Annotated in this window: 22 protein-coding genes; 5 read left to right on the forward strand and 17 right to left on the reverse strand. The window is 67.9% G+C overall.

Annotation, left to right across the window (positions count from 1 at the left end):
* Positions 1–3 precede the first annotated feature (3 nt).
* Positions 4–1284, reverse strand: a complete 1281-nt coding sequence (locus WDLP6_RS19215) for an FAD-dependent oxidoreductase (RefSeq protein ID WP_269475579.1) — start codon at positions 1282–1284, stop codon at positions 4–6.
* 68 nt (positions 1285–1352) lie between these two features.
* Between WDLP6_RS19215 and WDLP6_RS19220 the strand changes: the two genes are divergently transcribed.
* Complete coding sequence (locus WDLP6_RS19220; protein WP_162568758.1) at positions 1353–1562, forward strand: dodecin; 210 nt, start codon at positions 1353–1355, stop codon at positions 1560–1562.
* 30 nt (positions 1563–1592) lie between these two features.
* Here the strand turns inward: WDLP6_RS19220 and WDLP6_RS19225 are convergent, their stop codons facing one another.
* The 4 genes from WDLP6_RS19225 to WDLP6_RS19240 all read right to left on the reverse strand — a co-directional run bounded on the left by WDLP6_RS19225 (position 1593) and on the right by WDLP6_RS19240 (position 4731).
* Entirely contained in the window at positions 1593–1835 is a 243-nt protein-coding gene (locus tag WDLP6_RS19225) for a hypothetical protein (RefSeq protein ID WP_162568759.1), read from the reverse strand.
* A gap of 110 nt (positions 1836–1945) precedes the next feature.
* Complete coding sequence (locus WDLP6_RS19230) at positions 1946–2842, reverse strand: ZIP family metal transporter (RefSeq protein WP_162593642.1); 897 nt, start codon at positions 2840–2842, stop codon at positions 1946–1948.
* Between the two features lie 128 nt (positions 2843–2970).
* Entirely contained in the window at positions 2971–3717 is a 747-nt protein-coding gene (locus WDLP6_RS19235; RefSeq protein WP_162593643.1) for an aspartate/glutamate racemase family protein, read from the reverse strand.
* 129 nt (positions 3718–3846) lie between these two features.
* Entirely contained in the window at positions 3847–4731 is an 885-nt protein-coding gene (locus WDLP6_RS19240; RefSeq protein WP_162593644.1) for a transporter substrate-binding domain-containing protein, read from the reverse strand.
* Positions 4732–4960: 229 nt separating this feature from the next.
* On the opposite strand from WDLP6_RS19240, the gene WDLP6_RS19245 reads away from it, so the two are divergent.
* On the forward strand, positions 4961–6172 hold the full coding sequence (locus WDLP6_RS19245) for a D-amino acid dehydrogenase (RefSeq protein ID WP_162593645.1): 1212 nt from the start codon (positions 4961–4963) through the stop codon (positions 6170–6172).
* Positions 6173–6192: 20 nt separating this feature from the next.
* Here WDLP6_RS19245 and WDLP6_RS19250 read toward each other — a convergent pair whose 3' ends face one another.
* Entirely contained in the window at positions 6193–7095 is a 903-nt protein-coding gene (locus tag WDLP6_RS19250; protein ID WP_162568764.1) for a LysR family transcriptional regulator, read from the reverse strand.
* A 19-nt stretch (positions 7096–7114) separates the two neighbouring features.
* Positions 7115–9907 (reverse strand): DNA polymerase I, encoded by a 2793-nt coding sequence (gene polA, locus WDLP6_RS19255; protein ID WP_162593646.1) that lies wholly within the window; start codon positions 9905–9907, stop codon positions 7115–7117.
* 97 nt (positions 9908–10004) lie between these two features.
* On the opposite strand from polA, the gene WDLP6_RS19260 reads away from it, so the two are divergent.
* The 3 genes from WDLP6_RS19260 to WDLP6_RS19270 are packed head-to-tail and all read left to right on the forward strand — an operon-like array spanning position 10005 to position 12245.
* A complete protein-coding gene (locus tag WDLP6_RS19260) occupies positions 10005–10385 on the forward strand; it encodes a hypothetical protein (protein WP_162593647.1) in 381 nt (126 codons plus the stop codon).
* 9 nt (positions 10386–10394) lie between these two features.
* Positions 10395–11438, forward strand: coding sequence for a homoserine kinase (locus tag WDLP6_RS19265; RefSeq protein ID WP_162593648.1), 1044 nt, complete (start codon positions 10395–10397; stop codon positions 11436–11438).
* Between the two features lie 9 nt (positions 11439–11447).
* Positions 11448–12245: a BPSS1780 family membrane protein gene (locus tag WDLP6_RS19270; protein ID WP_162593649.1), complete on the forward strand. Its 798-nt coding sequence runs from the start codon at positions 11448–11450 to the stop codon at positions 12243–12245.
* Between the two features lie 27 nt (positions 12246–12272).
* On the opposite strand, the gene amaB is transcribed toward WDLP6_RS19270, so the two are convergent.
* The 10 genes from amaB to WDLP6_RS19320 all read right to left on the reverse strand — a co-directional run bounded on the left by amaB (position 12273) and on the right by WDLP6_RS19320 (position 24392).
* Positions 12273–13787, reverse strand: coding sequence for an L-piperidine-6-carboxylate dehydrogenase (gene amaB, locus WDLP6_RS19275; protein WP_162593650.1), 1515 nt, complete (start codon positions 13785–13787; stop codon positions 12273–12275).
* Between the two features lie 34 nt (positions 13788–13821).
* Positions 13822–15084, reverse strand: coding sequence for a metal-dependent hydrolase family protein (locus WDLP6_RS19280; RefSeq protein WP_162568770.1), 1263 nt, complete (start codon positions 15082–15084; stop codon positions 13822–13824).
* Positions 15085–15087: 3 nt separating this feature from the next.
* A complete protein-coding gene (locus WDLP6_RS19285; protein ID WP_162593651.1) occupies positions 15088–16068 on the reverse strand; it encodes a succinylglutamate desuccinylase/aspartoacylase family protein in 981 nt (326 codons plus the stop codon).
* A 12-nt stretch (positions 16069–16080) separates the two neighbouring features.
* Positions 16081–17199, reverse strand: a complete 1119-nt coding sequence (locus tag WDLP6_RS19290) for a succinylglutamate desuccinylase/aspartoacylase family protein (protein WP_197910175.1) — start codon at positions 17197–17199, stop codon at positions 16081–16083.
* Positions 17085–17894 (reverse strand): ABC transporter permease, encoded by an 810-nt coding sequence (locus WDLP6_RS19295; RefSeq protein ID WP_162593652.1) that lies wholly within the window; start codon positions 17892–17894, stop codon positions 17085–17087. The genes WDLP6_RS19290 and WDLP6_RS19295 overlap by 115 nt, the downstream gene beginning before the upstream one ends.
* Positions 17887–18741: an ABC transporter permease gene (locus tag WDLP6_RS19300; RefSeq protein ID WP_162593653.1), complete on the reverse strand. Its 855-nt coding sequence runs from the start codon at positions 18739–18741 to the stop codon at positions 17887–17889. The genes WDLP6_RS19295 and WDLP6_RS19300 overlap by 8 nt, the downstream gene beginning before the upstream one ends.
* Positions 18738–19853 carry an ABC transporter ATP-binding protein gene (locus tag WDLP6_RS19305; protein WP_162593654.1) on the reverse strand — a complete coding sequence of 372 codons (1116 nt, stop codon included), beginning with the start codon at positions 19851–19853 and terminating at the stop codon, positions 18738–18740. The genes WDLP6_RS19300 and WDLP6_RS19305 overlap by 4 nt, the downstream gene beginning before the upstream one ends.
* Positions 19846–20934: an ABC transporter substrate-binding protein gene (locus WDLP6_RS19310; protein WP_162593655.1), complete on the reverse strand. Its 1089-nt coding sequence runs from the start codon at positions 20932–20934 to the stop codon at positions 19846–19848. The genes WDLP6_RS19305 and WDLP6_RS19310 overlap by 8 nt, the downstream gene beginning before the upstream one ends.
* A gap of 20 nt (positions 20935–20954) precedes the next feature.
* A complete protein-coding gene (locus WDLP6_RS19315; protein WP_162593656.1) occupies positions 20955–21782 on the reverse strand; it encodes an IclR family transcriptional regulator in 828 nt (275 codons plus the stop codon).
* A gap of 240 nt (positions 21783–22022) precedes the next feature.
* On the reverse strand, positions 22023–24392 hold the full coding sequence (locus WDLP6_RS19320) for a UvrD-helicase domain-containing protein (RefSeq protein WP_162593657.1): 2370 nt from the start codon (positions 24390–24392) through the stop codon (positions 22023–22025).
* Positions 24393–24424 lie beyond the last annotated feature (32 nt).

Below are 24424 nucleotides of genomic sequence, written 5' to 3' on the forward strand. Positions count from 1 at the left end.
CGCTCAGCGGCGCGGCGGCGCCACGCGTTCGGGCCGCACGCCCACACCCACGGCATACGCGGGCACGCCCTGCAGGATCGGAAATCGCTGCATCAGCCGCAGCGGCCACGGCACGCCGAAGGGCTGTGCGCGCGCGCCGCTCTGCAGCACCGGCGTGAGCAGCCGATCCTGGATGGCGACCTGCACCCATTGCGTGACGCGCGTGGGCAGCAGCCGCCGCGCCTGCACGCGCGCGAGCAGCGGGGTGATGGCCTCGGCGCCGACGCCCGGATCCGCCAGTGCGTCGCGCAGCAGGTTGGCCGTGGCCACCGCATCCTGCACCGCGAGGTTGATGCCGACGCCGCCCACCGGCGACATCGCATGCGCCGCGTCGCCGATGCACAGCAGCCCCGGCTTCCACCATTGCTCGAGGCGATCGACCGTGACGCTGAGCAGCTTGACGTCGTCCCAGCTCGCGATACGGTCGACGCGATCGGCCAGGAAGGGTGCGGCCGCCGCCACATCGGCGCGAAAGGCCTCGAGCCCGCGCGCCTGGATCGCCGCGATGCCGCCCTTGGCGATGACGTAGGCGCATTGCCAGTAGGTATCGCGGCCGATGGTCGCCATGAAGTGACCGGCGTCGATGAAGCCGCCCGAATCGGCCGGATCGCCGGGTGCCCGCGGCAGACGCATCCACAGCACGTCGATCGGCGCGCCGATGTCGCGCACCTTCAAGCCGGCCGCGGCGCGCATCGCCGAATGCCGCCCGTCGGCCGCCACCACCAGATCGGCCGCGATGTGCTGCAGGCCTTGCGGCGTGCGCACCTGGACGCCGGTGACGCGGCCGTCGCGCTCGCTCAGGCTGGTCGCCTCGGCGTTCATCCGCAAATGGAAGCCCGGGCAGCGCCTGGCCTCGTCCTGAAGGAAATCGAGGAAGTCCCATTGCGGCATCAGCGCGATGAAGCGGCAGGCGGTGGACAGCCGCGTGAAGTCGGCCAGCCGCACGCGCTGGCCCGACACCGTCGCGTAGAGCTGGCGCGCCTCGTCGTGCGGCCGCGCGAGGAAGGCATCGAGCAGGCCGAGGTCGGCCATCACATCGAGCGTCGACGGATGCACCGTGTCGCCGCGGAAATCGCGCAGGAAATCGCCGTGCTTCTCGAGCACGATCACCTCGACGCCGGCGCGCGCGAGCAGGAGGCCGAGCATCATGCCCGCCGGGCCGCCACCGGCGATGCAGCAGCGCGCCGACAGCGGCGGCACCGAAGCGTCGGGCGAGGATGTGGGGGGAGTCGGGGACGGGTTCACGAGATGCGCCATGACACGGGCATGTGCCTATGATGGCGCGGACCGGGTTTCATTCCAAGGAGCGCGCCATGTCCACCCATGTCTACAAGCTGATCGAGCTCACCGGCTCTTCGCCCACCAGCAGCGACGACGCGGTCCAGCGCGCCATCGCGAAGGCCAGCGAATCGGTGCGCAACATCCAGTGGTTCGAGGTGACTGAGACCCGCGGGCATGTGGTCGAAGGCAAGATCGCGCACTGGCAGGTGACGATCAAGGTCGGGTTCACGCTCGAAGCCTGAAGGCGCGCACGCCGGGCGCGGCGCGGGCACTCAGTCGGGCGCCTGCATCACGCGGTCGTGGTCCTCGTCGGCCGGCACGTGGTCGGCGTCGAGGTCGCTCGCGTCGGTGAGGTCGATGCCGGTTTCCTCGGAGAGCTCGTCCGTGGTCTCGGCTTCGGCCTCGACTTCGGCCTCGTCGGCATCGGGTGAATCGAAGCCGTCGCCGAGCAGGGCGTCATCGGATTCGTCGTCCGGCGGTTCGCCGGTACGAAGGGTGGGATCGACGCGGATCATTTCGAGCTCCTTTGCTGCATCTCTGGTCTGGCCCCAGTGTGGGCCCGTTCCCCGAACGGTGCTTCAGCCGCCGGGCAACAAGCGTGTCAGAAAGTGCCCCGTGTGTCCAATCAATGCCTGGCCTTGCCGTCCGCCTGCGTCGAAGCCGGCGCGCCATGCCCGTGTTCGTGCCCGTCCTCGCCCTCGTGCGAGAGCCGGCTCACCACCGTCACGAGCACGATGCCGGCCACGAGCCAGACGATCTGCAGTGCGGTCTGGCGCGCAGGCAGGCGTTTTTGCAGCTGCGGGATGAGGTCGGCCAGCGCGACATAGACGAAGCTGCTGCCGGCCAGCACCAGGAAATACGGCAGCAGGCCGTGGAGCCGGTCGACCAGCCACCAGCCGACCACGCCACCCAGCGCCGTCATGGTGCCGGCGAGCGACACCTTGATCAGCGCGGCGCGCGGGTTGGGCGAGCTCTGGCGCAGCACCACCAGATCGCCGATGTGATGCGGCACCTCGTGCGCCAGCACGGCCAGCGCCGCCACCAGCCCCAGGCGCAGGTCGGCGATGAAGGCCGAGGCGATCAGGATGCCGTCGCCGAAGCAGTGCACGCTGTCGCCCGTCAGCACCGCCCAGCCGCCGCTCTTGCGCGGTGCCGCATGCGCATGCGAATGACCGTGTTCGTGGTCATGGTCATGGCCCGCATGGGCGTCGGGCGCCTCGCCATGATGGTGCTCATGCCCGTGGTGCCAGAGCTCGGCCTTGTCGAGCAGGAAGAAGAACACCAGCCCGAACAGCAGCACGCCGAAGAGCAGGCCCGGCTCGATGCCGCTTTCGAAGGCCTCGGGCAGCAGGTGCATGAACGCGGTCGCCAGCAGGGCGCCGGCCGCCAGGCTCAGCAGATGCTGCGGGTTCACGCCGCCGGCGCCCTCGCCGCGCACGCCGGCGCGCAGCAGCAGCGCCGCGATCCAGACACTGCCGATGCCGGCGAACAGGGTGGCGACGAGGATGGCTAACAGATTCATGACGGCTCGGATGACATGACAAAAAACAAAGCCGCCCTTCGGACGGCTTTCGATGGAAAGCGGCTTGCGGCGCCAGGCCACCCGCTGGCCTTGGACCAGGCCCAGCGGCTTTCATCTTATCAACCGTGTCAAGAGGATCTTGCGTAGGCCCGGGCCGCGAGCGCCGATGCGAGCACCACGGCCGGATCGATCAACCGCAATCCCGACACCGCCGGCACGCCCTGGAGCCCGAGCGGAATCTCGGTGCAGCCCATGACGATCGCCGCCGGCCCGTGGCGCTCCGCCAGGCGCAGCGCGACCTCGGCGAAGCAGGCTTGCGCGAGGCGCATATCGCCTGTCTTGACGCCGTCATAGATGCCGCGCATCAAGGTCTGCCGCTCATCGGCCAGCGGCAGATGGCAGGCCAGCCCCGCGCCGGCCAGGGCCTGTTCGTAGAGGCCCACGCGGTAGGTGCCTTCGGTCGCCATCAGCGCGACCTCGCGCACGCCTTGCGCGGCCAGGTGCGACGACACCTCGCGCGCGACGTGCAGCACCTCGATCTGCGGAAAGCGTTCCTGCAGCGTGGCGTGCCATGCATGCGCCGTGTTGCACGCGATCGCCACCGCCTTGCTGCCCAGCGCCGCCAGCCGGCCCAGCGCCTGCAGCATCGGCTCCAGCGGCTGATGCGCGCCCAGCGTCTCGGCCGATTCGAGCGCGCCGCTGCGGTCCGGCACCGGCACCTGCGCGAGCCAGTGCTCGGGAAAGGACTGGTCCCGCACCGCCTCGCCCCGATCGCGCAGGTGGCGCGCACAGGCCTCCACGAACAGCCGCACGAAGTCCGCGCCCGCAGCCGGCCCCATGCCGCCCAGAATGCCGACCACCTGTGTCACACCCACTCCCGTTCCCACGATTGCGTTGTGCCCCCTACCAGAAATGCCGCGGATCCGGCTCCGCCGGTCCACCGGTATCGCCCCCGGCAGGGGGAAGGCGAAGCGACACGAAGTGCGCGCAGCCTGGGGGCGAGCTCATGTAGCGGGTTTGTCGCTGAAGGCCTTCAAGTTTTCCTTCAGTTGTGGGCTCATCGGCAGATTGAGCGATGTGTTCTTCGGCGGGATCGGCGACATAAACCACTTGGTGTACATCTTCTCGAACTCGCCGCTCTTCATGAGACCGATGAAGGTATCGTCCACCAGCTTCTTGAAGGCCGGATCGTCCTTGGGCAGCATGCAGGCATAGGGTTCGACCTGCAGCGGCTCGCCGACCACTTCGTAGTCGCCAGGGTCCTTGCTGTTGGCGATCAGGCCGAACAGCAGGATGTCGTCCATCGCGAAGGCGGCCGCACGGTCGCTCTGCACCAGCAGGAACGAGTCGTCGTGGTCCTTGGCCAGCACGATGTCCATGCCCAGCTTCTTCTCCTCGTTGTACTTGCGCATGACCAGCACGTTGGTGGTGCCGGTGGTGCTGACGATGGTTTTGCCCTTGAGGTCGGCGTAGTCCTTGATGTGGGACGACTTCTTCACCAGGAGGCGCGTGCCCGTGTAGAAGTGGTTCACCGCAAAAGCCACGTCCTTGCCGCGCGCGGTGTTGTTGGTGGTGGAGCCGCACTCCAGGTCGATGGTGCCGTTGGTGATCAGCGGGATCCGGTTCTGCGAGGTGACCGGCATCAGCGCGACTTCGAGGTTGGGCTTGTTGAGCTTCTTCCTGACCGCATCGACCACCGCGTTGGAGAGTTCGACCGCAAAGCCGATCGGCTTGTTCGGCCCGTCGAGGTAGCTGAAGGGCACCGAAGATTCACGGTAGGCCAGCGTGATCTTGCCGGAGGCGGCGATCTTGGCGAGCGTGTCGGCGGCCTGGGCGCCCGTTGCGACGGCGGTGAGCAGGACGGCGGCCATCAAGGCGGAGAATTTCATGCGAGCCCTTTCGTTGGGAATGAACGTGGCCGAGTGTAGGAACGATTCGCGCGCGGCCCACAATTCCTTTTGCAGGGCGGGTCATGATCAAAACTCATGGGCACGTCGGTAGATACCCGCAGGGCATGCGCTTTGGCTATGGCCCGCCGTGGTTTCGGCATTTCCCGCGCGGCGCGCAGCCGCCTAGAGTCGGCGCATCCTCCAACAACATCGACAGGAGCGCAATCTCATGCACGTCTGTGTGCTCGGCGCGGGCATCGTGGGCCTGGCCACCGCCTGGGAGCTGAACCGCCAGGGCCTTGAGGTGAGCGTCATCGACCGCGCCGCGCCGGGCGCCGGTGCGAGCGGCGGCAATGGCGCGCAGCTGAGCTATTCGTACGTGCAGCCGCTGGCCGATCCGTCGATCTGGAAGCAGCTGCCCAAGCTGCTGCTGTCGCCCTCTTCGCCGCTCAAGCTGCGCCCGCAGCTCGATCCGCTGCAGTGGCGCTGGGGCCTGGCCTTCATGGCGGCCTGCAATGCGCGCACCTCGCGCGAGACCACCGCCCGCCTGCTCGCGCTGGCCGCGCAGAGCCGCAGCGCCTTCGAGGCCATGCGGGTCGACATCGCGCCCGACTGCGACTTCTCCGCCACCGGCAAGCTGGTGCTCTACCCGAGCGCAGCCTCGCTCGAAGGCGCGCGCCGGCAGCTCGAACTGCAGCGCAGCATGGGCAGCGAGCAGCGGCTGGTCAGCGCCGACGAATGCATCGCCATCGAGCCTGCACTGGCGGCCTACCGCACGCAGATCGCAGGCGCCGTCCACACGCCGAGCGAGTGCGCCGCGGACTGCCTCAAGGTCTGCACCGAGCTCGTCCGCGCGCTGCGCGCGCGCGGCGTGCGCTTCATGCTCGACACCGAGGTCGACGGCTTCGACCTGCGCGACGGCCGCGTGGCGGCGGTGCGCAGCAGCGCAGGCGACATCGAGGCCGATGCCTTCGTGATGGCGCTGGGCACGGCCTCGCACCGGCTCGGGCGGCAGCTCGGCGCCTACCTGCCGGTCTATCCGCTCAAGGGCTACAGCATCACGGTCGACGTCGATCCGGCGCCCGGCGCGGCACCGCGGGTGAGCGTGACCGACAGCGCCCGCAAGGTGGTGTTCGCGCGCATCGGATCACGGCTGCGCGTGGCCGGCATGGCCGAGCTGGTCGGCCACGATGCGAGCATTCCGGCCACGCGCATCGAGACGCTCGCCGCCGCGACGCGCGCGGTGTTTCCGCAGGCCGGCCGCTTCGATGCGCTGCATCCATGGACGGGCATGCGCCCGGCCACGCCGACCGGCGTGCCGATCGTCGGGCGCCTCGACGGCGCGCCGTCCAACATGCTGTTCAACACCGGCCACGGCGCGCTGGGGTTCACGCTGGCCTTCGGGTCTGCATTGCGGGTGGTGCAGGCACTGAGCGCCTGAGACATCGCGAGATCGATCGGCTATCGCATGCCCTCGATCGCCTCGCGCATGCAGCGGGTGATGCTGCGCACCGCGACCGAATCGGGCCGGCCGGCGAAGCGCAGCGCGCGGATCGGCACCGGGATGCCGGGCGCCAGCCTCAGCACGTCGACCTTGCTGCGGTCCGCCGAACTCGCAGTGCAGCCGTCGACCAGCGCGATGCCGAGGCCATGGTGCGCCATCGCGAGCGCCGCATGGTAGGTCTGCACCGTGACCACCGCCTGCCGGAAGCCGACCTCGGCCTGGCGGCAGGCCTGGCTCAGGCTGGTGCCGACCGGGTCGCGGCTGTCCAGGCCCACCACCGGCAGATCGACCAGGTCGTGCAGCGCCACCGAACCGGCGCGCACCAGCGCGCGCGGCAGCATGCCCTTGGGCGCGATGCACACCATGCGGCTGTCCGCCAGATCCTCCTGCGTGAGCGAGGGATGCACGGCGGGGCTGAAGGCGAAGCCGACGTCGGCCTCCTGCAGCAGCAGCGCCGACATGATCTGCGGCGAATGCAGCGACTCGACCACCACGGCGACCGCGGGATGCTTCTCGCGAAAGGCCTTGAGCGCGCGCGGCAACACCTCGTAGCTGAGCGCCAGCACGGTGAGGATGCGCAGCTCGCCCGCGTCGCTGCCGGTGCGCAGGTTGGCGGCCAGCCGCTGCACTTCGTCGAGCTGCGCGAACAGCTTCTCGATGTGCGGATAGAGCGCCAGCGCCTCGGTGGTCGGCGTGAGCCGCCCCTTGGCGCGCTGGAACAGCGAGAAGCCGAGCTGGATCTCGGCATGCTGCAGCGTGCGGCTGACCGCCGGCTGCGTGATGTTGATGAGCCTCGCCGCCGCGCTCACGCTGCCGGTGAGCATGATCGCGTTGAAGACCTCGATGTGGCGCAGGCGCATGGCGGAGGCGGCCGGCCGGCTAGTGCGCCTTGTCCCAGTTGGGACCGAAGCCGATCTCCGCCAGCAACGGCACCTTCAGGTCTGCGACACCGGCCATGATCCGCGGGATCTCGGTGCGTACCCATTCGACCTCTTCGTCCGGCACCTCGAACACCAGTTCGTCGTGCACCTGCATGATCATCTTCGTGCCGCGCCGCTCGGCGTCGAGCACCTGCTGCACCTTGACCATGCTGAGCTTGATCAGGTCGGCCGCGGTGCCCTGCATCGGCGCGTTGATGGCCGCGCGCTCGGCGCCGCCGCGGCGCGGGCCGTTGGGCGAGTTGATCTCGGGCAGGTAGAGGCGGCGGCCGAACACGGTCTCGACATAGCCCTGCTGCTTGGCCAGCAGCTTGGTCTCGTCCATGTAGGCCTTGACGCCCGGATAGCGCGCGAAGTAGCGGTCGATGTAGGAGGCCGCGGCCTTGGTCCCGATGCCGAGGTTGCGCGCGAGGCCGAAGCTGCTCATGCCGTAGATCAGCCCGAAGTTGATCACCTTGGCGTAGCGGCGCTGCTCGCTCGACACCTGATCCACCGCGGCGCCGAACACCTCGGCGGCCGTCGCGCGGTGCACGTCGATGCCTTCGGTGAAGGCGCGCAGCAGCGATTCGTCGCCGCTGATGTGGGCCATGATGCGCAGCTCGATCTGCGAGTAGTCGGAGCTCGCGATCACGCGGCCCGCGGGTGCCACGAAAGCCTCGCGCACGCGGCGGCCTTCGGCGGTGCGGATCGGGATGTTCTGCAGGTTCGGGTCGTTGCTGGACAGCCGCCCCGTCACCGCGACCGCCTGCGCATAGTGCGTGTGCACGCGGCCCGAACGCGGATTGGCGAGCTGGCCGAGCTTGTCGGTGTACGTGCCCTTGAGCTTGGACAGGCCGCGATGCTCCAGGATCTTGGCCGGCAGCGGGAAGTCCTCGGCGAGTTTCTCCAGCACCTCCTCGTCGGTGCTGGGCGCGCCGCTCGGCGTCTTCTTGACCACCGGCAGGCCGAGCTTGGTGAAGAACACCTCGCCGATCTGCTTGGGCGAGCCGAGGTTGAAGGGCTGGCCGGCGAGCGCGTAGGCCTCGTCCTCCAGCGCCATGATGCGCTTGCCGAGCTCGTTGCTCTGCGCGGCCAGCGTCGGCGCATCGATCAGCACGCCGTTGCGCTCGATGCGGTAGAGCGCTTCGCTCGAATCCATCTCGAGCTGGTAGATGAAGCGCAGCTTCTCGTCGGCCTCGAGGCGCGGCCAGAGCACGCGATGCACGTCCAGCGTCTGGTCGGAGTCCTCGCACGAGTATTCGGACGCCTTGTCGATCGCGACCTGGCTGAAGGAGATCTGGTGCACGCCCTTGCCGCAGAGGTCTTCGTAGTCGATCCCGCTGCGGCCCAGGTGCCGCTCGGCCAGGCTGGCCAGGCCATGCGGCTTGTGGACCTCCAGCACGTAGCTCTGCAGCATGGTGTCGTGCGCATAGCCCTGCACCTCGATGCCATGGTTGGCGAACACGTGGCGGTCGTACTTGATGTGCTGGCCGAGCTTCTTGCGCGTGCCGTCCTCCAGCCAGGGCTTGAGCTTCGCGAGCACTTCGTCGAGCGGCAGCTGGGCCGGCGCATCGGGGTAGTTGTGCGCGAGCGGAATGTAGGCCGCCTCGCCCGGCGTCACGCTGAAGCTCAGGCCCACGATCTCGGCACGCATCTCGTCGAGCGAGGTGGTTTCGGTGTCGAGCGCGACCAGCTCGGCGGTCTGGATCTTCGCCAGCCAGGCGTCGAAGGCCTCCCAGGTCATGACGGTGTCGTAGGCGAGGTTGGTGGCCTTGGCGGCCGCCTCGAAGCCCGGCTCGTCGAACAGGCCGGCGCCGGCCTCGGGGCCCTTCCTGCGCTTGTTCTCCTCGATCAGCTCGGGCGACACCGCGTGCGCCTCGAGCGTCTTGACCAGGCTCTTGAAGCCGTATTCCTCATAGAAAGCCTTGAGCGCATCGATCTGCTGCGGGCCGATGGCGATCGCATCGAGGGCGGGCAGTCCGCTCACATGGCCGTCGAGGTCGCAGTCGGTGCGGATGGTCACCAGCTTCCTGCTGAGCGGCAGGCGGTCGATCGCCTGGCGCAGGTTCTCGCCGGCCTGCCCCTTCACCTCGGCGGCGCGCGCGATCAGCGCATCGAGCGAGCCGAATTCGAGCAGCCACTTGGCGGCCGTCTTGGGGCCGACCTTCTCGACGCCGGGCACGTTGTCCACCGTGTCGCCGACCAGCGTCTGGTAGTCGATCATCAGGTTCGGCGGCACGCCGAACTCGGCCGTCACGCCGGCCACGTCGCGCTTCTTGCCGTTCATGGTGTCGATGATGGTGACGTGCTCGTCGACCAGCTGGCTCAGGTCCTTGTCGCCGCTGGAGACGATCACCTCGATGCCCTGCGCGGCGGCGGTGCGCGCCAGCGTGCCGATCACGTCGTCGGCCTCGATGTCGGGCACGCACAGCACGGGCCAGCCGAGCAGCCCGACCACTTTGTGGATAGGGTCGACCTGGGTGCGCAGGTCGTCCGGCATCGGCGAGCGGTTGGCCTTGTACTGCGGGTACCAGTCGTCGCGAAAGGTCTTGCCCGGCGCGTCGAAGATGCAGGCCGCATAGTCGGCGCGCACCTCGCGGCGCAGGGCCTGCATCATGTTGATCATGCCGCGGATGGCGCCGGTGGCCGGGCTGCTGGCATCGCCCGGCACGGCGCGCAGATCGGGCATGGCGTGGAAGGCGCGGTAGAGGTAGCTCGAGCCGTCCACGAGCAGCAGCGTTTTCTTGTCGGTCATCGGCGCATTTTGCCGTGCCGCACACGGGCGCCTTCATCACGCGGACGATCGCCGCCCGCTGACACCCGGCGGGAGAAGCGCCACCTACAATCCCTGCATGTCCTCCTCCAAATTCCTGCTCGTTCGCCGGCTCCGGCTCGCCTCGCTGGTTCTGGCCTGCGTCGCACCCTTCGCCGTCGTCCATGCCCAGAGCGCGCCTCAGCCGGCGCCACCGCCGCCCGATGCGGTCCAAGGCCAGGACGCGGCACCCGGCCGCCAGAACCAGAAGATCGAACACATCCACGTCGAGGACAGCGGGGCGTCGGTCGACGAGGTGCGCTACGGCGGCCAGACCCAGCGCATCACCGTGAAGCCGAAGGCCAACGTGCCCTCCTACCAGGTGCTGCCGAACGAAGGCGGCTACCGGCCCGGACAGAGCGAATCGGACACCGGCACCAACGGCAACGGTCCGCGGGTCTGGAACGTGCTCAAGTTCTGAGCGCGGGCGGTGGCGGTCTTCACGGAAGTCGGGTTCGACGAGGCCGACGCGCTGGTGCAGCGCCTCGGCCTGGGTGCGCTCGCCGCGCTGCGCGGCATCGAGGGCGGGATCGAGAACACCAACTACTTCGCGACCACAGCGTCGGGCGAGTTCGTCCTGACGCTGTTCGAGCGCCTCGGGGCCGAGCAGCTGCCCTACTACCTGTGCCTGATGAAGCATCTCGCGGCGCGCGGCCTGCCGGTGCCCGAGCCGGTGGCCGATCCGGCCATTGCGCCGCCCACGGGCCATGCGCTGTCGATCCCCGCCAATGCGCCGTGCGAGTTGCTGCTCTCGGTGGCCGGCAAGCCGGCCGCGGTCGTCCAGCGGCTCCAGGGCCACAGCGAACTCGCACCCACCGCGGCCCATTGCGCCGAACTGGGCCGGCTGCTGGCGCGCATGCACCTGGCGGCACGCGACTTCCCGCGCATCCAGCCCAACCTGCGCGGCCTGCCGTGGTGGAACGACACGGCGCCCGTGGTGCTGCCCCACCTGGATCCGCCGCAAGCCGCGCTGCTGCGCAGCGAACTCGCCTACCAGAACCACATCGCCGAATCGTCCGCCTGCGCGGCCCTTCCGCGCGGGCCGGTGCATGCCGACCTGTTCCGCGACAACGTGGTGTTCGACGCTGCCCCCGACGGCACATTGCCGCGGCTGACCGGCGTGTTCGACTTCTACTTCGCCGGCACCGACAGCTGGTTGTTCGACCTCGCCGTGTGCCTGAACGACTGGGCGATCGACCTGCCGAGCGGCCGCCACGAAGCTGCGCGCGCCGATGCGCTGCTGGCCGCCTACGGCACCGTGCGGCCGCTGACCGGTGCCGAGCGCGCCCTGCTGCCCGCGATGCTGCGCGCGGCGGCGCTGCGCTTCTGGATCTCGCGCCTGTGGGACTTCCACTTGCCGCGCGAGGCGAGCATGCTCAAGCCCCATGATCCGACCCATTTCGAGCGCGTGCTGCGCGAGCGCGCGCGCCGGCCTTTCGAGCTGGCGGCCGCCGCCGAGGCGCTCGCTGCCTGAACCCAAGCGATGAAACTCAACCTCGTCCCCGCGCGCACCGGCGCGCTGTGGGTCCGCACCGGGCTCAGGGCTTTCGCCGTGCAGCCGCTCGCCTTCATCTCGCTGTTCTTCTTCTTCATGGCGCTGGTGTCGATCGCATCGCAGGTGCCGCTGATTGGCGCGGCCGTCGCGCTGATGCTGCTGCCGACCATGACGCTCGGCCTCATGGCGGCCACCGCGCAGGCGGCGGCGCCTGAGAAGCCGCCCGCGGGCGCGGTCTTCATGGCGGCGCTGAACGCGGTGCGCGCCGACATGCGGCCGATGCTGGTGCTGGGCGTGCTCTACGCCGTCCTGTTTCTCGGCGTGATGGCGATCTCGGCGCTGGCCGACGGCGGCCAGTTCGCCAAGGTCTACCTGCTGGGCGGGCCGCTCACGCGCGAACTCGCCGAAAGCACGGAGTTCCAGGTTGCGCTGTGGACCGCGATGGCGCTCTACCTGCCGCTGTCGCTCGCCTTCTGGCATGCGCCGGCGCTGGTGCACTGGCACCACGTGCCGCCGGCCAAGAGCCTGTTCTTCAGCTTCGTCGCGTGTTTCCGGAATTTCGGTGCGCTCACCGTCTACGGCCTCATCTGGACCGGCGTGTTCATTGGCGCAGGCATCGTGCTGAGCCTGATCGCCAGCCTGCTGGTCGCCTTCGGCGCGATGGGCATCGGCGAAGGCGCGTCGGCGGCGGGCGGCGCGGTGATGATCGGCGGGGCGCTGGTGATGGCGGCGATGTTCTTCGCGAGCACCTGGTTCACCTTCCGCGACAGCTTCAACGCCGACTAGGACGGCAACCCCGGCCCGCCATCGTGCCTACCCGAGGTCGAATTTGACGCCCTGCGCCAGCGGCAGCGAGCTGCCGTAGTTGATGGTGTTCGTGGCCCGGCGCATGTAGGCGCGCCAGGCGTCCGACCCCGACTCCCGGCCGCCACCGGTTTCTTTCTCGCCGCCGAAGGCGCCTCCGATCTCCGCGCCGCTGGTGCCGATGTTGACGTTGGCGATGCCGCAATCCGATCCACCCGCTGAGGTGAAGCGCTCGGCCTCCCCGAGGTCGCGCGTGAAGACGGCCGAGGACAGGCCGTGGGCCACGGCGTTGTTCATGGCGATGGCGTCGTCGAAGGCGTCATAGGGCACGACGTAGAGAATGGGCGCGAAAGTCTCGTGCAGCATCGGACCCGTCTGCTGCGCGAATTCCACGATCGCCGGCCGTACATAGTGGCCTGCGCCCGCGCCGGCCTCCGGCTCTCCGAAGTGCACCTTGGCGCCGAGTGCCCGGGCATCGGCCAGCGCGCCCTGCATGGCGGCGAAGGCGCGTTCGTCGATCAGGGGGCCAACCAGCGTGCCGTCTTCGAGCGGATCGCCCACCGGCAGGCGCGCGAAGACCGCGACCAGGCGATCCACCAGCGCCGCGTAGATCGATCGGTGCACGATCAGCCGGCGCAGACTGGTGCAGCGCTGACCGGCCGTACCGGCGGCGGCAAAGGCCACACCACGCACGACCAGTTCGAGATCGGCCGAGGGGCCGACGACGGCCGCGTTGTTGCCGCCCAGTTCGAGCAGCGAGCGCTTGAACCGGGAGGCGCATTCGACGGCCACCTTCCTGCCCATGGCCGTGGAGCCGGTCGCGCTCACCAGCCGCACCTTCGGATGGGCGACCAGCGCCTCGCCGACGGAACGCTCGCCGATCAAGAGCTCGCTCAGGCCCGCCGGATCCAGTCCCGCCTCGACGGCGGCCTGTTGCATCAGGCTGTTCAGCGCGACGGCGCTGAGCGGGGTCTTCTCGGACGGCTTCCACGCCAGCGTGTTGCCGCAGACGAGGGCGATGGCCGCATTCCACGAGAACACCGCCATCGGAAAATTGAAGGCCGAAATGATGCCGACCAGTCCGAGCGGCTGCCAAGTCTCGAGCAGCTTGTGCTCAGGCCGTTCGCTGGCGATGGTCAGGCCGTAGAGCTGCCGCGACAGGCCGACGGCGAACTCGCAGATGTCGATCACTTCCTGGACTTCGCCCAGGCCCTCCTGCAGGATCTTGCCGGTTTCCAGCGTGATCAGCCGGCCGAGCTCGGCCCTGCGGCGGCGCACGGCGGCGCCGAAGGCGCGCACCAGTTCGCCGCGCTTGGGAGCCGGCACCTCGCGCCATGCCAGGAAGCGCTGGTGCGCGCGGTCGAGGGCGGCATCCAGCGCCGCCGGGCTCGTCGCTTCGATGCGTGCGAGCACGCTGCCATCGATCGGCGTGCGGACTTCGAGCACGCCGGGCGCCCGGCTCTGCGTGTCGGCCCCGATGCCCAGGGCCTGGAAAATGGATGAAACGTCGTCGGCATGGGTCATCGATCAATCTCCGTAAGGGCCTGCGGTGCGTGCTTCAACTCGCCAGCGCATGTCCGCCGGCGGCCACGGGCCGCCCGCCGATCAGCACATGGCGCATGTTCTCGGCGGCTTCGAGCTTCTCGGGCTGCTTCAGGACATCGCCTTCCACCACGATGACGTCGGCAAGCATGCCCGCCTGCAGCGTGCCCAGCCTGTCGTCCACCTTGAGCAGGCGCGCCGTGTTCTTCGTCGCCACGAAGATCGCCTGCTCGGGCGTCAGGCCGCACTTCACGAGTTGCACCACTTCGCGCCCGGCGGAGCCGTGCGGCGTGAGCATCGAGCCCGCGTCGGTTCCGCTGGCGATGTTGGCGCCGATGTCGAAGGCGTACTTCACGTACTCGCGGTGCTTGCTCGTGCGCTCGCGCACGTTGTCGATGGTCGATTGGGGCACACCGTTCTCGGCGCCGAGCGTCAGGATGCGGTCCATCACCGTCAGCGTCGGAACCAGGAAGGCGCCGTGCTCGCGCGCAACCTCGGCACACTCCTCGTCGAAGTGCATGCCGTGCTCGATCGAGCGGCAGCCGCTTCGGATGCTGTGCAGGATCGCGACCTTGTTGTGCGCGTGGACGGCCACGGGCACGCCGGCCAGCTTGGCGGTCTCGAACGCGGCATCGAACTCGCTCGGGGAGAACTCCTCGGCGTCGATGCGGCCATGGGGGTCGATCACGCCGCCGGTCTGGAACAGCTTGATCCAGCTGGCGCCGGCCTTCACCTGCCGGCGAACGGCCGTGCGAACCGCGTCGACGCCATCCACCATCTCGGAGACGTCGCCGTGGCTCTGGCAAATCCAGCAGGGCAGCAGATCGCCATGACCTCCCGTCGTGGTCAGCCCCTTGCCGCAGGGATGCATGCGGGGCCCGGGCATCACGCCCTTGTTGATCGAATCGCGCGCGGCGATGTCCAGGTGCGCCATGTCGCTGACGGTGCGGATCGTGGTCGTGCCGGCCGCGATCGTCTCGCGCAGGTTCCTGGCGATCTCGAACGCGACCTGCCCCACGGGCCGCGACATGAGTTCGCGCTGGATGTTGCTGGGACCGTTGAGGGAGATGTGGACGTGAACGTCCATCAGCCCCGGAAGGACCGAGGCCCCCGCGGCGTCGATGACCTGCGCGCCGCGCGGGATGGCCTTTGCGCTCTTCTTGCCGGCATGGGTGATCTTGCCGTTCTCGATCAGCACGAGGCCATCGGGGATCGCCGCGCCGCCGGTGCCGTCGACGATCTGGCCATCCACGATGGCGATGGTTGGGGTGATCGTCATCTGCTAGACCTCCTGCGGATCAAGGCCGATGTGGATCAGAGTCTCGCCGGTCGACATCACGGGTCCGGGGTGGATCGCCAGCACGATGCCCGGATGGGGCGCATGCGCGTCGCCCGCGGGGTGGCCGTGCAGGTCGAAATAGTTGCCGATCACGGTCCCCTTCTCGACCCGGTCCCCGCAACGGACCTGGCGCTGGAACATGCCGCCTTGCGTGGAATGCACCCAGGCGAAATTCGAGAAGTGCCATTGCTTTCCGTAGTCGGTCACCACGCCGTCCAGCATCGACAGGTGCCGCATGACATTGCGCAGCCGCTCGGCGGTGTCGCGCACGGTCTCGTCGGTGAAGGCCGGTCCCTTGCCGCCGGCCTCGATGATGAAGGAGGGAATGCCGTCCTTGGCCGCGCTCATCATCGACGAGCCCGCGAGGATGTCCGGCGGCGCGGGCAGCGTGCTGCGGAAGCCGAAGGCGCGCGCGATGCCCTCCCCCTTCTTGCCGATCTCGCCCGGGATGTCGGCGTACAGGGCCCAGCGCACGTCCTCGGTCAGCGCGGTGTGCATGTCGATCAGGTAGTCGGCGTGCTTGCGCAGTTCGCTGTAGATCGCGTGCGCCATCTGCTGCGTGAGCGTGCCGGTCGCGCTGCCCGGGAAGCAGCGGTTGAGGTCGCCGCCGTTGTAGCCCTCGAACGGACTCATGCGCTGGTTCTTCTGGAACGCCGTCATGTTGAGGATCGGCAGCGCGACGACCGTCCCCTTGAGCGTGTCCGGCGACAGGGAGCGGATCAATTCGTGCAGCACGAACGCGCCGCAGTATTCGTTGCCGTGCACGCAGCCGTGCAGCCACAGGGCTGGCCCGTCCGAGGCGCCGCGCACCACCACGACGGGAATGAGGATGGGTTGCCCATCGGGCAACTCGCCGATCTTCAGGCGTCCTTTTGCAACGCCCGGGCCCTTCGAGACTGCCGTGCCGATTTCAATGGTGTCCATCGTGAATTCTCCTTATCGAGCGGGCTGAGGATCGAGGCCGACATGGACCAGGATCTCGCCGTTGGGCATGACCGGACCGCCGCCGATCGCCAGGACGATGCCGGAGAAAGGACTCTTCGCCTCCTCCACCAGATCGCCGAACACGTCGTAGTAGCGGCCGACCAGATCGCCCTCGGCGATCCGGTTTCCGCATTTCACGGCCGGGCGGAAAAGGCCGCCGCGCGTCGCATTCACCCACGCGAAATTGGAGAACAGGGTCAGCCCGCCATATTCGGTGGTCTCGCCCGGGAGCATGTCGAGATGGCGCAGCACGTTGCGAAAGCGCTCGGCGCAATCGGCCACAGTCTCGGGGCTGAACGCCGAGCCGATGCCGCCGGCTTCGATGATCAGCCCGGGAATGCCTTCCTTCGCCGCCTCGATCAGGGCCGATCCGCCCAGGGTGTCCAGCGGCGTGGGCAACGTGTTCTCGAAGCCGAAGGCACGCGCCATGCCGTGCGCGACGTCTGCCTTGTCGCCGGAGGGCGGCGCGAAAAGGGCCCAACGCGTGTCGGCCGTGAAAGCGGTATGGACGTCGACGAAATGCGTCGCGTGCTCGCGCAGATGCTGATAAATATGGAACGCCATCTGTTCGGTCAGCGTTCCGCCGGGCTTGCCGGGAAAGCAGCGGTTGAGGTCGCCGCCGTTGTAGCCGTCGAACGGGCTCATGCGCTGCTGCCGCTGGAAGCCGGTGATGTTCAGGACCGGCAGCGCGACCACCGTGCCGCGCTGCAGCGTGAGCTCGCGCGTCAGGGCGTGGATGCTGAACGCGCCGCAATACTCGTTGCCGTGGACGCATCCGTGCATCCACACGACGGGGCCGTCTTCGGCGCCGCGCACGATGATCACGGGAATCTCCATCGGCGAACCGTCCGGCAGACTGCCAACCTGCAGCATGCCGTCGACCCGGCCGGGCGCGACGGAGACGGCAGTCCCGATCTCCATTTTCTTCAGGCTCTTCTTCATCAGTTGGTGCTCCTTCAAATGCGCATGATTCGGCGCATCCCGACGAGGCGCTCGACGACGAGGCCGAGAACCAGGATGAGCAGGATCTGCAAGGTGGTGATGGCCGCGATCACCGGCGTGCTTTCCCACTGGATCTGGGAAAAGATCTCGATCGGCAGGGTCGTCATGCCCGGGCCGGTGAGAAACAGGGCGATGTAGGCGTCGCCGAAAGAAATGATGAACGAGAAGATCAGCGCCGAGACGATGCCGGGCGCGGTCAGTGGCAGCACGATCTCCCAGAGCGCCCGCAGGCGCGATGCGCCGAGCGTCAGCGCCGCCGTCTCGAGCTGCGCGTCGACGCCGTCGAGGCTGGCCGAGACGCCAGCGATGGCGAAGGGAAGGCACAGCAGCACGTGTCCCGCAAGAAGCGCGAGGAAGCTCGGCAGCGGCACGAAATTCAGCGCGAGCAGCAAGGACATGCTGATGAGAATCTGCGGCACCATGGCCGGCAGCAGCGCCAGCGACTGCGCCAGCTCGCGCCGCTTGCCCGCGAAGCGGATGATCGAATAGGCGCTCAGGAATCCGATCAGCGTCGCGATCGGCGCCGACAGGCTGGCCAGCTTGATGCTGAACAGGAAGGCGTCGACGAAGTTGTCGGCGCGGAAGAACTCGCCGTACCAGCGCAGCGAGAAGCCGCTGGGCGGGAAGGCGGTCGAACTGGTCGCCGTGAACGAGGTCAGGACGATGATCAGGATCGGCCCGAGCAGGAAGATGTAGATCAGCAGCACGGCCGCCAGCAGCAGCACGCGGCCCACGCCCCCGGCCTCGGAAGTCTTGTCAGCCATGGAGCGCCGCCCGTCGATCGCTGCGGAAATACAGGAAGATGATGACGAACTGAAGCAGGACCAGGATCGACGCCATCGCCGATCCGAGCGGCCAGTTCAGCGTGTGCAGCACCAGCTCGTAGATCGACTGCCCCATCATCTGGACGTTCTTGCCGCCGAGCAGCGTGGGCGTGACGACCGAGCCTGCGCTGAGCGTGAAGACCAGCACCGAGCCCATGAGGATGCCGGGCTTGCTGAGCGGCAGCGTCACCTCGAAGAAGATCCGCGCAGTGCCCGCGCCCAGCGTGCTGGCCGCCCGCCGCAGGCTGGGGTCCTGCGCGGTGAGCGACGAGAAGAGCGGAAAGATCATGTAAGGCAGCAGGATGTGGACGAGGGCCACGACGACGGCGGTCTGCGTGTTCAGGATCTGCAGCGGCTGGTGGACGAGGCCGGTCCACAGGAGCACACGGTTGATCAGGCCCTCCGCGCCGAACAGCACGATCCAGCCGTAGGTGCGAACGATCACGCCGGTGGTCAGCGGCGCGACGACCAGGAACATCAGCACGCCGCGCCAGGCCGATTGGGTGCGCGACAGGAAGTAGGCCATCGGATAGCCGAGCAGAAGGCTGCACAGCGTCGTCAGCGCCGCGAGCTTCAGCGTGAGGACGATGATGGCCCGGTAGTACGGATCCGCGATCAGGCGCAGAAAGTTCTCTGCGGTCGGATGCGGGATGTACAGGGCGAAGGCGTCGTACCTGAAGACACCCATCGCCAGGAAGAATCCAAGCGGCAGGACGAGGAAGACCAGGTACAGCACCGTGAGGGGCACGGCGAGCACCACGCCGAAGCGGCCGCCGCTCTGATTCATGTGGCGTCCACCTTCAACGCGCGGCATTCGGTGGGGAAAAGCCAGACGGCGTCGCCCGCCGCGAGTTGCCGGAAGCGCGGCAGGCTCGGCTTCGTGCAGACCAGGCGGACGCCGCTTGCCGTCTCCAGTTCCAGGCTCAGCTGTTCGCCGGAGAAGACGCGCTTCACCAGCCGGGCGGGGAGCGCCTCGCCCGACGCCGGCGCCTCGGTCATCAATTCGATGCGTTCGGGACGCAGCATCAGGTACGCGGCATCGCCGACCCGCAGGCTGCCCGGTACGGCCCTGGCCGGCAGGTCCGTATCGCCGGCTACGCGGATGCGAACCTCGCCCGATGCCTGCGCCGCCACCACCTGACCCTCGACCAGGTTCGCGTCACCGATGAACTCGGCGACGAAGCGCGTGGCCGGCGAGTCGTAGAGATCCTCGGGAGACCCGATCTGCTCGACGCGCCCCTTGTTGAGCAAGGCGACGCGGTCCGACATCTCGAAGGCTTCGTCCTGGTCATGGGTGACGAAGATCGTGGTGATGCGCAGGCGCTGCTGCAGGTCCCGAATCTCGTGCCGCATGCGTTTGCGCAGCATCGCATCCAGGTTGGACAGGGGCTCATCGAGCAACAGCACCTTCGGCTCGATCACCAGCGCGCGCGCGAGGGCCACGCGCTGCCGCTGCCCGCCGGACAACTGTTCAGGCATGCGCGCCTCGACCCCGGGCAAGCCGACGGTCTCGAGCATCCGGCGCACGCGCTCGCGGATCTGTTCGCGCGGCATCTTGCGCATGCGCAGGCCGAAGCCCACGTTGTCGAAGACGGTCTTGTGGGGAAACAGCGCGTAGTTCTGGAACACGACGCCCATGTCCCGCTTCGACGTCGCGACGCCTGTCATTTCGCGGCCGTCGAGTCGCACCTGTCCGGCCGTGGCGCCGACCAGCCCCGCAATGATTTGCAGCGTGGTGGTCTTGCCGCAGCCCGAAGGGCCGAGCAGGGTCAGGAACTCGCCGCGGCGGACATCGAGGTCGATCGGCCCCACCGCGGTCGTGGCGCCGTATCGCTTGCTGATGCCTTGCAGCACCAGAAGGGACTGCGGTGCTGCGGTACCCGCTTTCGCATCAGGCACCCAGTACCTCCTTGTTCCAGCGCTCGCGGTTGCGGTCGCGGTAGGCGAACTGCGCCATGTAGTCGAAGCGCCGGGCCAGCTTGCCGATGCCTTCCAGATCCGCACTGCTGAATTCGAGCTTCTTCAGGTCCGGCGGCAGGTTCTTCATCGCGTCCATGTTGGTCGGCGGGTAGCCGCACAGGCGGGCGAACGCGATCTGCTTTTCCGCGTCCAGGGTATCGTTGGCGAATGCTTCGGCCAGCTCGATGCTTTCCTTGGGACGGTTGGCGATGATCGCGGTGTTGTAGGTCCAGGACATGCCGCCTTCCTTGGGGATCACGAATTCGACCGGCGCGCCGGCCGCCTTGGCCTGCTCGGTGCGTGCGCCGAAATACGGGCAGATCCAGATCTCCTCGGACACCAGCAATTGCTTGGTGTGCTCGACGTTGTTGATGGTCTGCGCCTTGTTCGTCTTGTAGAGCGCCTTCAGCTTCTCGATGCCTGGATCGATCTTTTCCGGGTCGCCGCCCGACAGCAGGTTGATCGCATGGAACACCTGCTCGCCCGTCCAGACCCAATCGGGAAACCCGACCTTGCCGGCGAACTCCGGATCCCACAGATCGAACCACGAGGTGATCGGCTTCTTGATCCGCTTGGTGTTCACGGCGATACCGTAGGGCGTATGGACCAGGCCGGCGAGATAGGGATAGCGGAAGGCGGGATGCACCTTCTTCATGTTGGGAATGCGCTCCTCTTTCCACTCGACGACCGAGCTCAACGCACCTTGCTGCGTCGACGTGCTCTGGTCGAGCTGCCCCATGTCCCATTGCGGGCGCGCCCGCTGCGCGATGATGAGCGGTTCGTAGCCGAGTCCGGTCTTCCAGATCGGCTTGATGGAGTGCTTTTGCGCGAAGGGCGTCACGAAGGTCTGGTCGAACCAGTCCTTCCACGAGCCGCCGGGGAACAGGAGCCGGAGCTCGGTGGCCTGGGCCGCCGACACCCGGCCGGGAAGGCCGCCCAGCAGTGCCGAAGCGACTCCCGCACTCAGAGCGCCGGAAAGAAACCGACGACGATCGAACTCACGATCCGACAAGCTTGCCATGGTGTTCTCCTGGAGTGAAATCATGTGGGTCGATGCTTGGCCGTCCGGGCGCGTGGCGTCGATCCCTTCGATGCCGGCGATGGCGCTTGCGCCGGGCGTTGCGCCCAGAACGGATCGGCCGTGATGACAGCCACCCTGCGGGCCGCATCGACCACGCGATCGGCGATCGCCTTGCGTCCCGCCGCATTGACGGCGATGTCGGGGAATGACAGCGAGAAGCCGATGGCCTGCTGATCGTCGGAACTGCCGACGGCGGCGCCGATGGCGCACATGCCGGCAAAGGCCGTGTCGCCGATGGCCCAGTGCTGCGCCCGCACCGTATCGAGTTCGGTCAGGAGCCTGGCGACCGGTCTGCGCGCGCCGCTCTTTCCTTCGACGAGCGCAGGCGGCAGGATCTTTCCGAGCTCCTCGTTCGGCAGGCGCGCAAGCAAGGCCTTGCCGAAAGCGGTGGTCGCGGCGGCCATCCGCGATCCTGCGTCCAGAATCATCTGGACAGGGTATCGCCCATGTCGCTTGCGAAGAATGACGATGTCCGCGCCGTTGAGAACGCCGACATAGCCTGTGAAGCCGGTCTCGTTGATCAGCACCTCGATCTCGGCCTCCACCAGCTCCACCACCTTGACGTGCGCGTAATAGAGCTGGCCGAGTCGGAAGGGCAGGAGGCCTACGCGATAGCGGCGCGTCGCCTCGTCCTGCTCCACCAGCCGCTGCTCGGCCATCGCCAGCATCAGCCGCGACACGGTGCTCTTCGGCATTGCGAGTTTCGCGGCGACTTCCGTCACCGCCAACTCGGGCGTGTCGGAAGAAAAACAACCGAGGATCGATACAGCGGATTCGAGAGAGCTCATCTTCTGTCCCACGGGCTGAGACCGAGTTGCAAAGTTGATTCACTTTAGCACCCGGCCTGCAAAACCGTCAATCGGCACGGCCGCGCGGCGTGAGCCGAGGACCGCGCACGAACGCGCGCCGAGGACGCATCTCGGACGTTCAGGGAGTTGTGTGGCCCGTGGATCGCAGGCGAATCGATGCCGCTGCGACAGCGGCATCGACGGGCTTTTCCGTCAGCCCGTCGGGAGACGGTTCCGCCTCTAGACCGGTGTCAGCTTCGCGACCGACAAGGCCAGCCACTTGACCCCGTGGCGCGGAAAGTTGACCTGGGCGCGCGCGTCGTCGCCGCTGCCTTCGAGCGCGAGCACCGTGCCCTCGCCGAACTTGTTGTGGAACACCTGCATGCCCGAGCGCAGGCCATGCGCAGGTGCCGTCTTTTGCGGCGGCACGGGCGGGTTCGCGAAGGTGTCCTTGCCGAAGCCGCCGCCCCCCGGGCGCGTGGTGGCATAGCCGCCGCCATAGCCGAAGGCCGACGGCGTGAAGCCCTGGTTCTTCGGCGTCAGCCACTTGAGCGCGCCTTCGGGCAGTTCATCGAAGAAGCGGCTCTTCACGTTGTAGCGGGTCTGGCCATGCAGCATCCGCGTCTGAGAGTGGCTCAGGTACAGGCGCTGGCGCGCACGGGTGATGGCGACGTACATCAGGCGGCGCTCTTCCTCGAGGCTTTCGTAGTCGCTCATCGAGTTCTCGTGCGGAAACAGGCCCTCTTCCATGCCGGTGATGAACACGCAATCGAATTCGAGCCCCTTGGCCGCGTGCACGGTCATCAGCTGCACCGCGTCCTGCCCGGCCTGCGCCTGGTTGTCGCCCGATTCGAGCGCGGCATGCGTGAGGAACGCGGCCAGCGGGCTCATGGTCTCGCCGGTTTCGGCGTCGGGCGCGAGCGGCTCGTCGCTGAGCGGAAGATTCGGATCGATGCCCTGGCTGGCCGGAGACTGGCGCAGCTCGTCGACCGGCAGCGCGACGGCATCGCGCCCGAAGCCTTCCTGCGTGACGAAGCTCTCGGCCGCGTTGACGAGTTCATCCAGGTTCTCGATGCGGTCGGCGCCTTCGCGGTCGGCCTTGTAGTGCTCGACGAGGCCACTGTGGTCGAGCACCAGTTCGATGATCTCGCGCAGGGACATGCCGACGGTCTGTTCGCGCAGCACGTCGATCTTGGCGACGAAGGCCGAGAGATTGGTGCCGGCCTTGCCGCCGACCACGCTCACCGCATCGTGCAGCGAGCGGCCTGCCGCCCGTGCCGCATCCTGCAGCTGCTCGATGGTGCGGGCGCCGATGCCGCGCGGCGGGAAGTTGACGATGCGCAGGAAGCTGGTGTCGTCGTCCTTGTTCTCGAGCAGGCGCAGGTAGGCCAGCGCATGCTTGATCTCGGCGCGTTCGAAGAAGCGCAGGCCGCCATACACGCGGTACGGCACGGCGGCGTTGAAGAGCGCGGTTTCGATCACGCGGCTCTGGGCATTGCTGCGGTAGAGCACCGCCATTTCCTTGCGCGCGATGCCGTCGCGCGCGAGCTGGCGCATCTCCTCGACCATCCATTGCGCCTCGGCGAAATCGCTGGTCGACTCGTAGACGCGCACCGGCTCGCCGGGGCCCTGGTCGGTGCGCAGGTTCTTGCCCAGGCGCTTCTTGTTGTGGCTGATCAGCTCGTTGGCCGAGTCGAGGATGTTGCTGAAGCTGCGGTAGTTCTGCTCCAGCTTGATCTGGTGGCTGACCTCGAACTCGCGCACGAAGTCGGCCATGTTGCCCACCCGCGCGCCGCGGAAGGCATAGATGCTCTGGTCGTCGTCGCCGACCGCGATCACGCTGCTGTCGCCCGGCACGAAGCGGCCGTCGACGGTGGCGCCGGACAGCATCTTGATCCACGCGTACTGCAGCCGGTTGGTGTCCTGGAATTCGTCGATCAGGATGTGGCGGAAGCGCCGCTGGTAGTGCTCGCGCACCGGGTCGTTGTCACGCAGCAGCTCGTAGCTGCGCAGCATCAGTTCGCCGAAGTCGACCACGCCCTCGCGCTGGCACTGCTCTTCGTACAACTGGTAGAGCTCGACCTTCTTGCGGTCGTCCTCGCTGCGGATTTCGACGTCGCGCGGACGCAGGCCATCTTCCTTGGCGCCGGCGATGAACCACTGGGTCTGCTTGGCAGGGAAGCGCTCGTCGTCGACGTTGAACTGCTTCATGAGCCGCTTGATGGCCGACAGCTGGTCCTGCGTGTCGAGGATCTGGAAGGTGGACGGCAGGTCGGCGAGCTTCCAGTGGGCACGCAGGAAGCGGTTGCACAGGCCGTGAAAAGTGCCGATCCACATGCCGCGCACATTGACGGGCAGCATCGCCGTCAGCCGCGTCATCATTTCCTTGGCGGCCTTGTTGGTGAAGGTGACGGCGAGGATGCCGCCCGGCGATACCTGGCCGGTCTGCAGCAGCCAGGCGATGCGGGTGGTCAGCACCCGCGTCTTGCCCGAGCCGGCGCCGGCGAGGATCAGCGCATTGCCGGCCGGCAGCGTGACGGCGGCACGCTGCTCCGGGTTGAGGTTGTGGAGCAGCGGCGAATCTGCGGGTGCCGCGAGGTCGGTGAGCATCCGTCGATTGTAGAAAGCATGGCGTATGGCGG

The organism is Variovorax sp. PBL-E5 (genome assembly GCF_901827185.1).
In the GTDB taxonomy this organism is placed as follows: Bacteria; Pseudomonadota; Gammaproteobacteria; order Burkholderiales; family Burkholderiaceae_C; genus Variovorax.

Bases quoted from the DNA above. Each gene is read 5' to 3' on its own strand.
- WDLP6_RS19240 (WP_162593644.1), bottom strand. From the start codon at position 4,731: ATGAAATTCTCCGCCTTGATGGCCGCCGTCCTGCTCACCGCCGTCGCA.
- WDLP6_RS19260 (WP_162593647.1), top strand. From the start codon at position 10,005: ATGTCCTCCTCCAAATTCCTGCTCGTTCGCCGGCTCCGGCTCGCCTCG.
- WDLP6_RS19230 (WP_162593642.1), bottom strand. From the start codon at position 2,842: ATGAATCTGTTAGCCATCCTCGTCGCCACCCTGTTCGCCGGCATCGGC.
- WDLP6_RS19280 (WP_162568770.1), bottom strand. From the start codon at position 15,084: ATGACGATCACCCCAACCATCGCCATCGTGGATGGCCAGATCGTCGAC.
- WDLP6_RS19250 (WP_162568764.1), bottom strand. From the start codon at position 7,095: ATGCGCCTGCGCCACATCGAGGTCTTCAACGCGATCATGCTCACCGGC.
- WDLP6_RS19285 (WP_162593651.1), bottom strand. From the start codon at position 16,068: ATGGACACCATTGAAATCGGCACGGCAGTCTCGAAGGGCCCGGGCGTT.
- amaB (WP_162593650.1), bottom strand. From the start codon at position 13,787: ATGACCCATGCCGACGACGTTTCATCCATTTTCCAGGCCCTGGGCATC.
- WDLP6_RS19310 (WP_162593655.1), bottom strand. From the start codon at position 20,934: ATGGCAAGCTTGTCGGATCGTGAGTTCGATCGTCGTCGGTTTCTTTCC.
- polA (WP_162593646.1), bottom strand. From the start codon at position 9,907: ATGACCGACAAGAAAACGCTGCTGCTCGTGGACGGCTCGAGCTACCTC.
- WDLP6_RS19315 (WP_162593656.1), bottom strand. From the start codon at position 21,782: ATGAGCTCTCTCGAATCCGCTGTATCGATCCTCGGTTGTTTTTCTTCC.
- WDLP6_RS19300 (WP_162593653.1), bottom strand. From the start codon at position 18,741: ATGAATCAGAGCGGCGGCCGCTTCGGCGTGGTGCTCGCCGTGCCCCTC.
- WDLP6_RS19270 (WP_162593649.1), top strand. From the start codon at position 11,448: ATGAAACTCAACCTCGTCCCCGCGCGCACCGGCGCGCTGTGGGTCCGC.
- WDLP6_RS19225 (WP_162568759.1), bottom strand. From the start codon at position 1,835: ATGATCCGCGTCGATCCCACCCTTCGTACCGGCGAACCGCCGGACGAC.
- WDLP6_RS19220 (WP_162568758.1), top strand. From the start codon at position 1,353: ATGTCCACCCATGTCTACAAGCTGATCGAGCTCACCGGCTCTTCGCCC.
- WDLP6_RS19245 (WP_162593645.1), top strand. From the start codon at position 4,961: ATGCACGTCTGTGTGCTCGGCGCGGGCATCGTGGGCCTGGCCACCGCC.
- WDLP6_RS19320 (WP_162593657.1), bottom strand. From the start codon at position 24,392: ATGCTCACCGACCTCGCGGCACCCGCAGATTCGCCGCTGCTCCACAAC.
- WDLP6_RS19295 (WP_162593652.1), bottom strand. From the start codon at position 17,894: ATGGCTGACAAGACTTCCGAGGCCGGGGGCGTGGGCCGCGTGCTGCTG.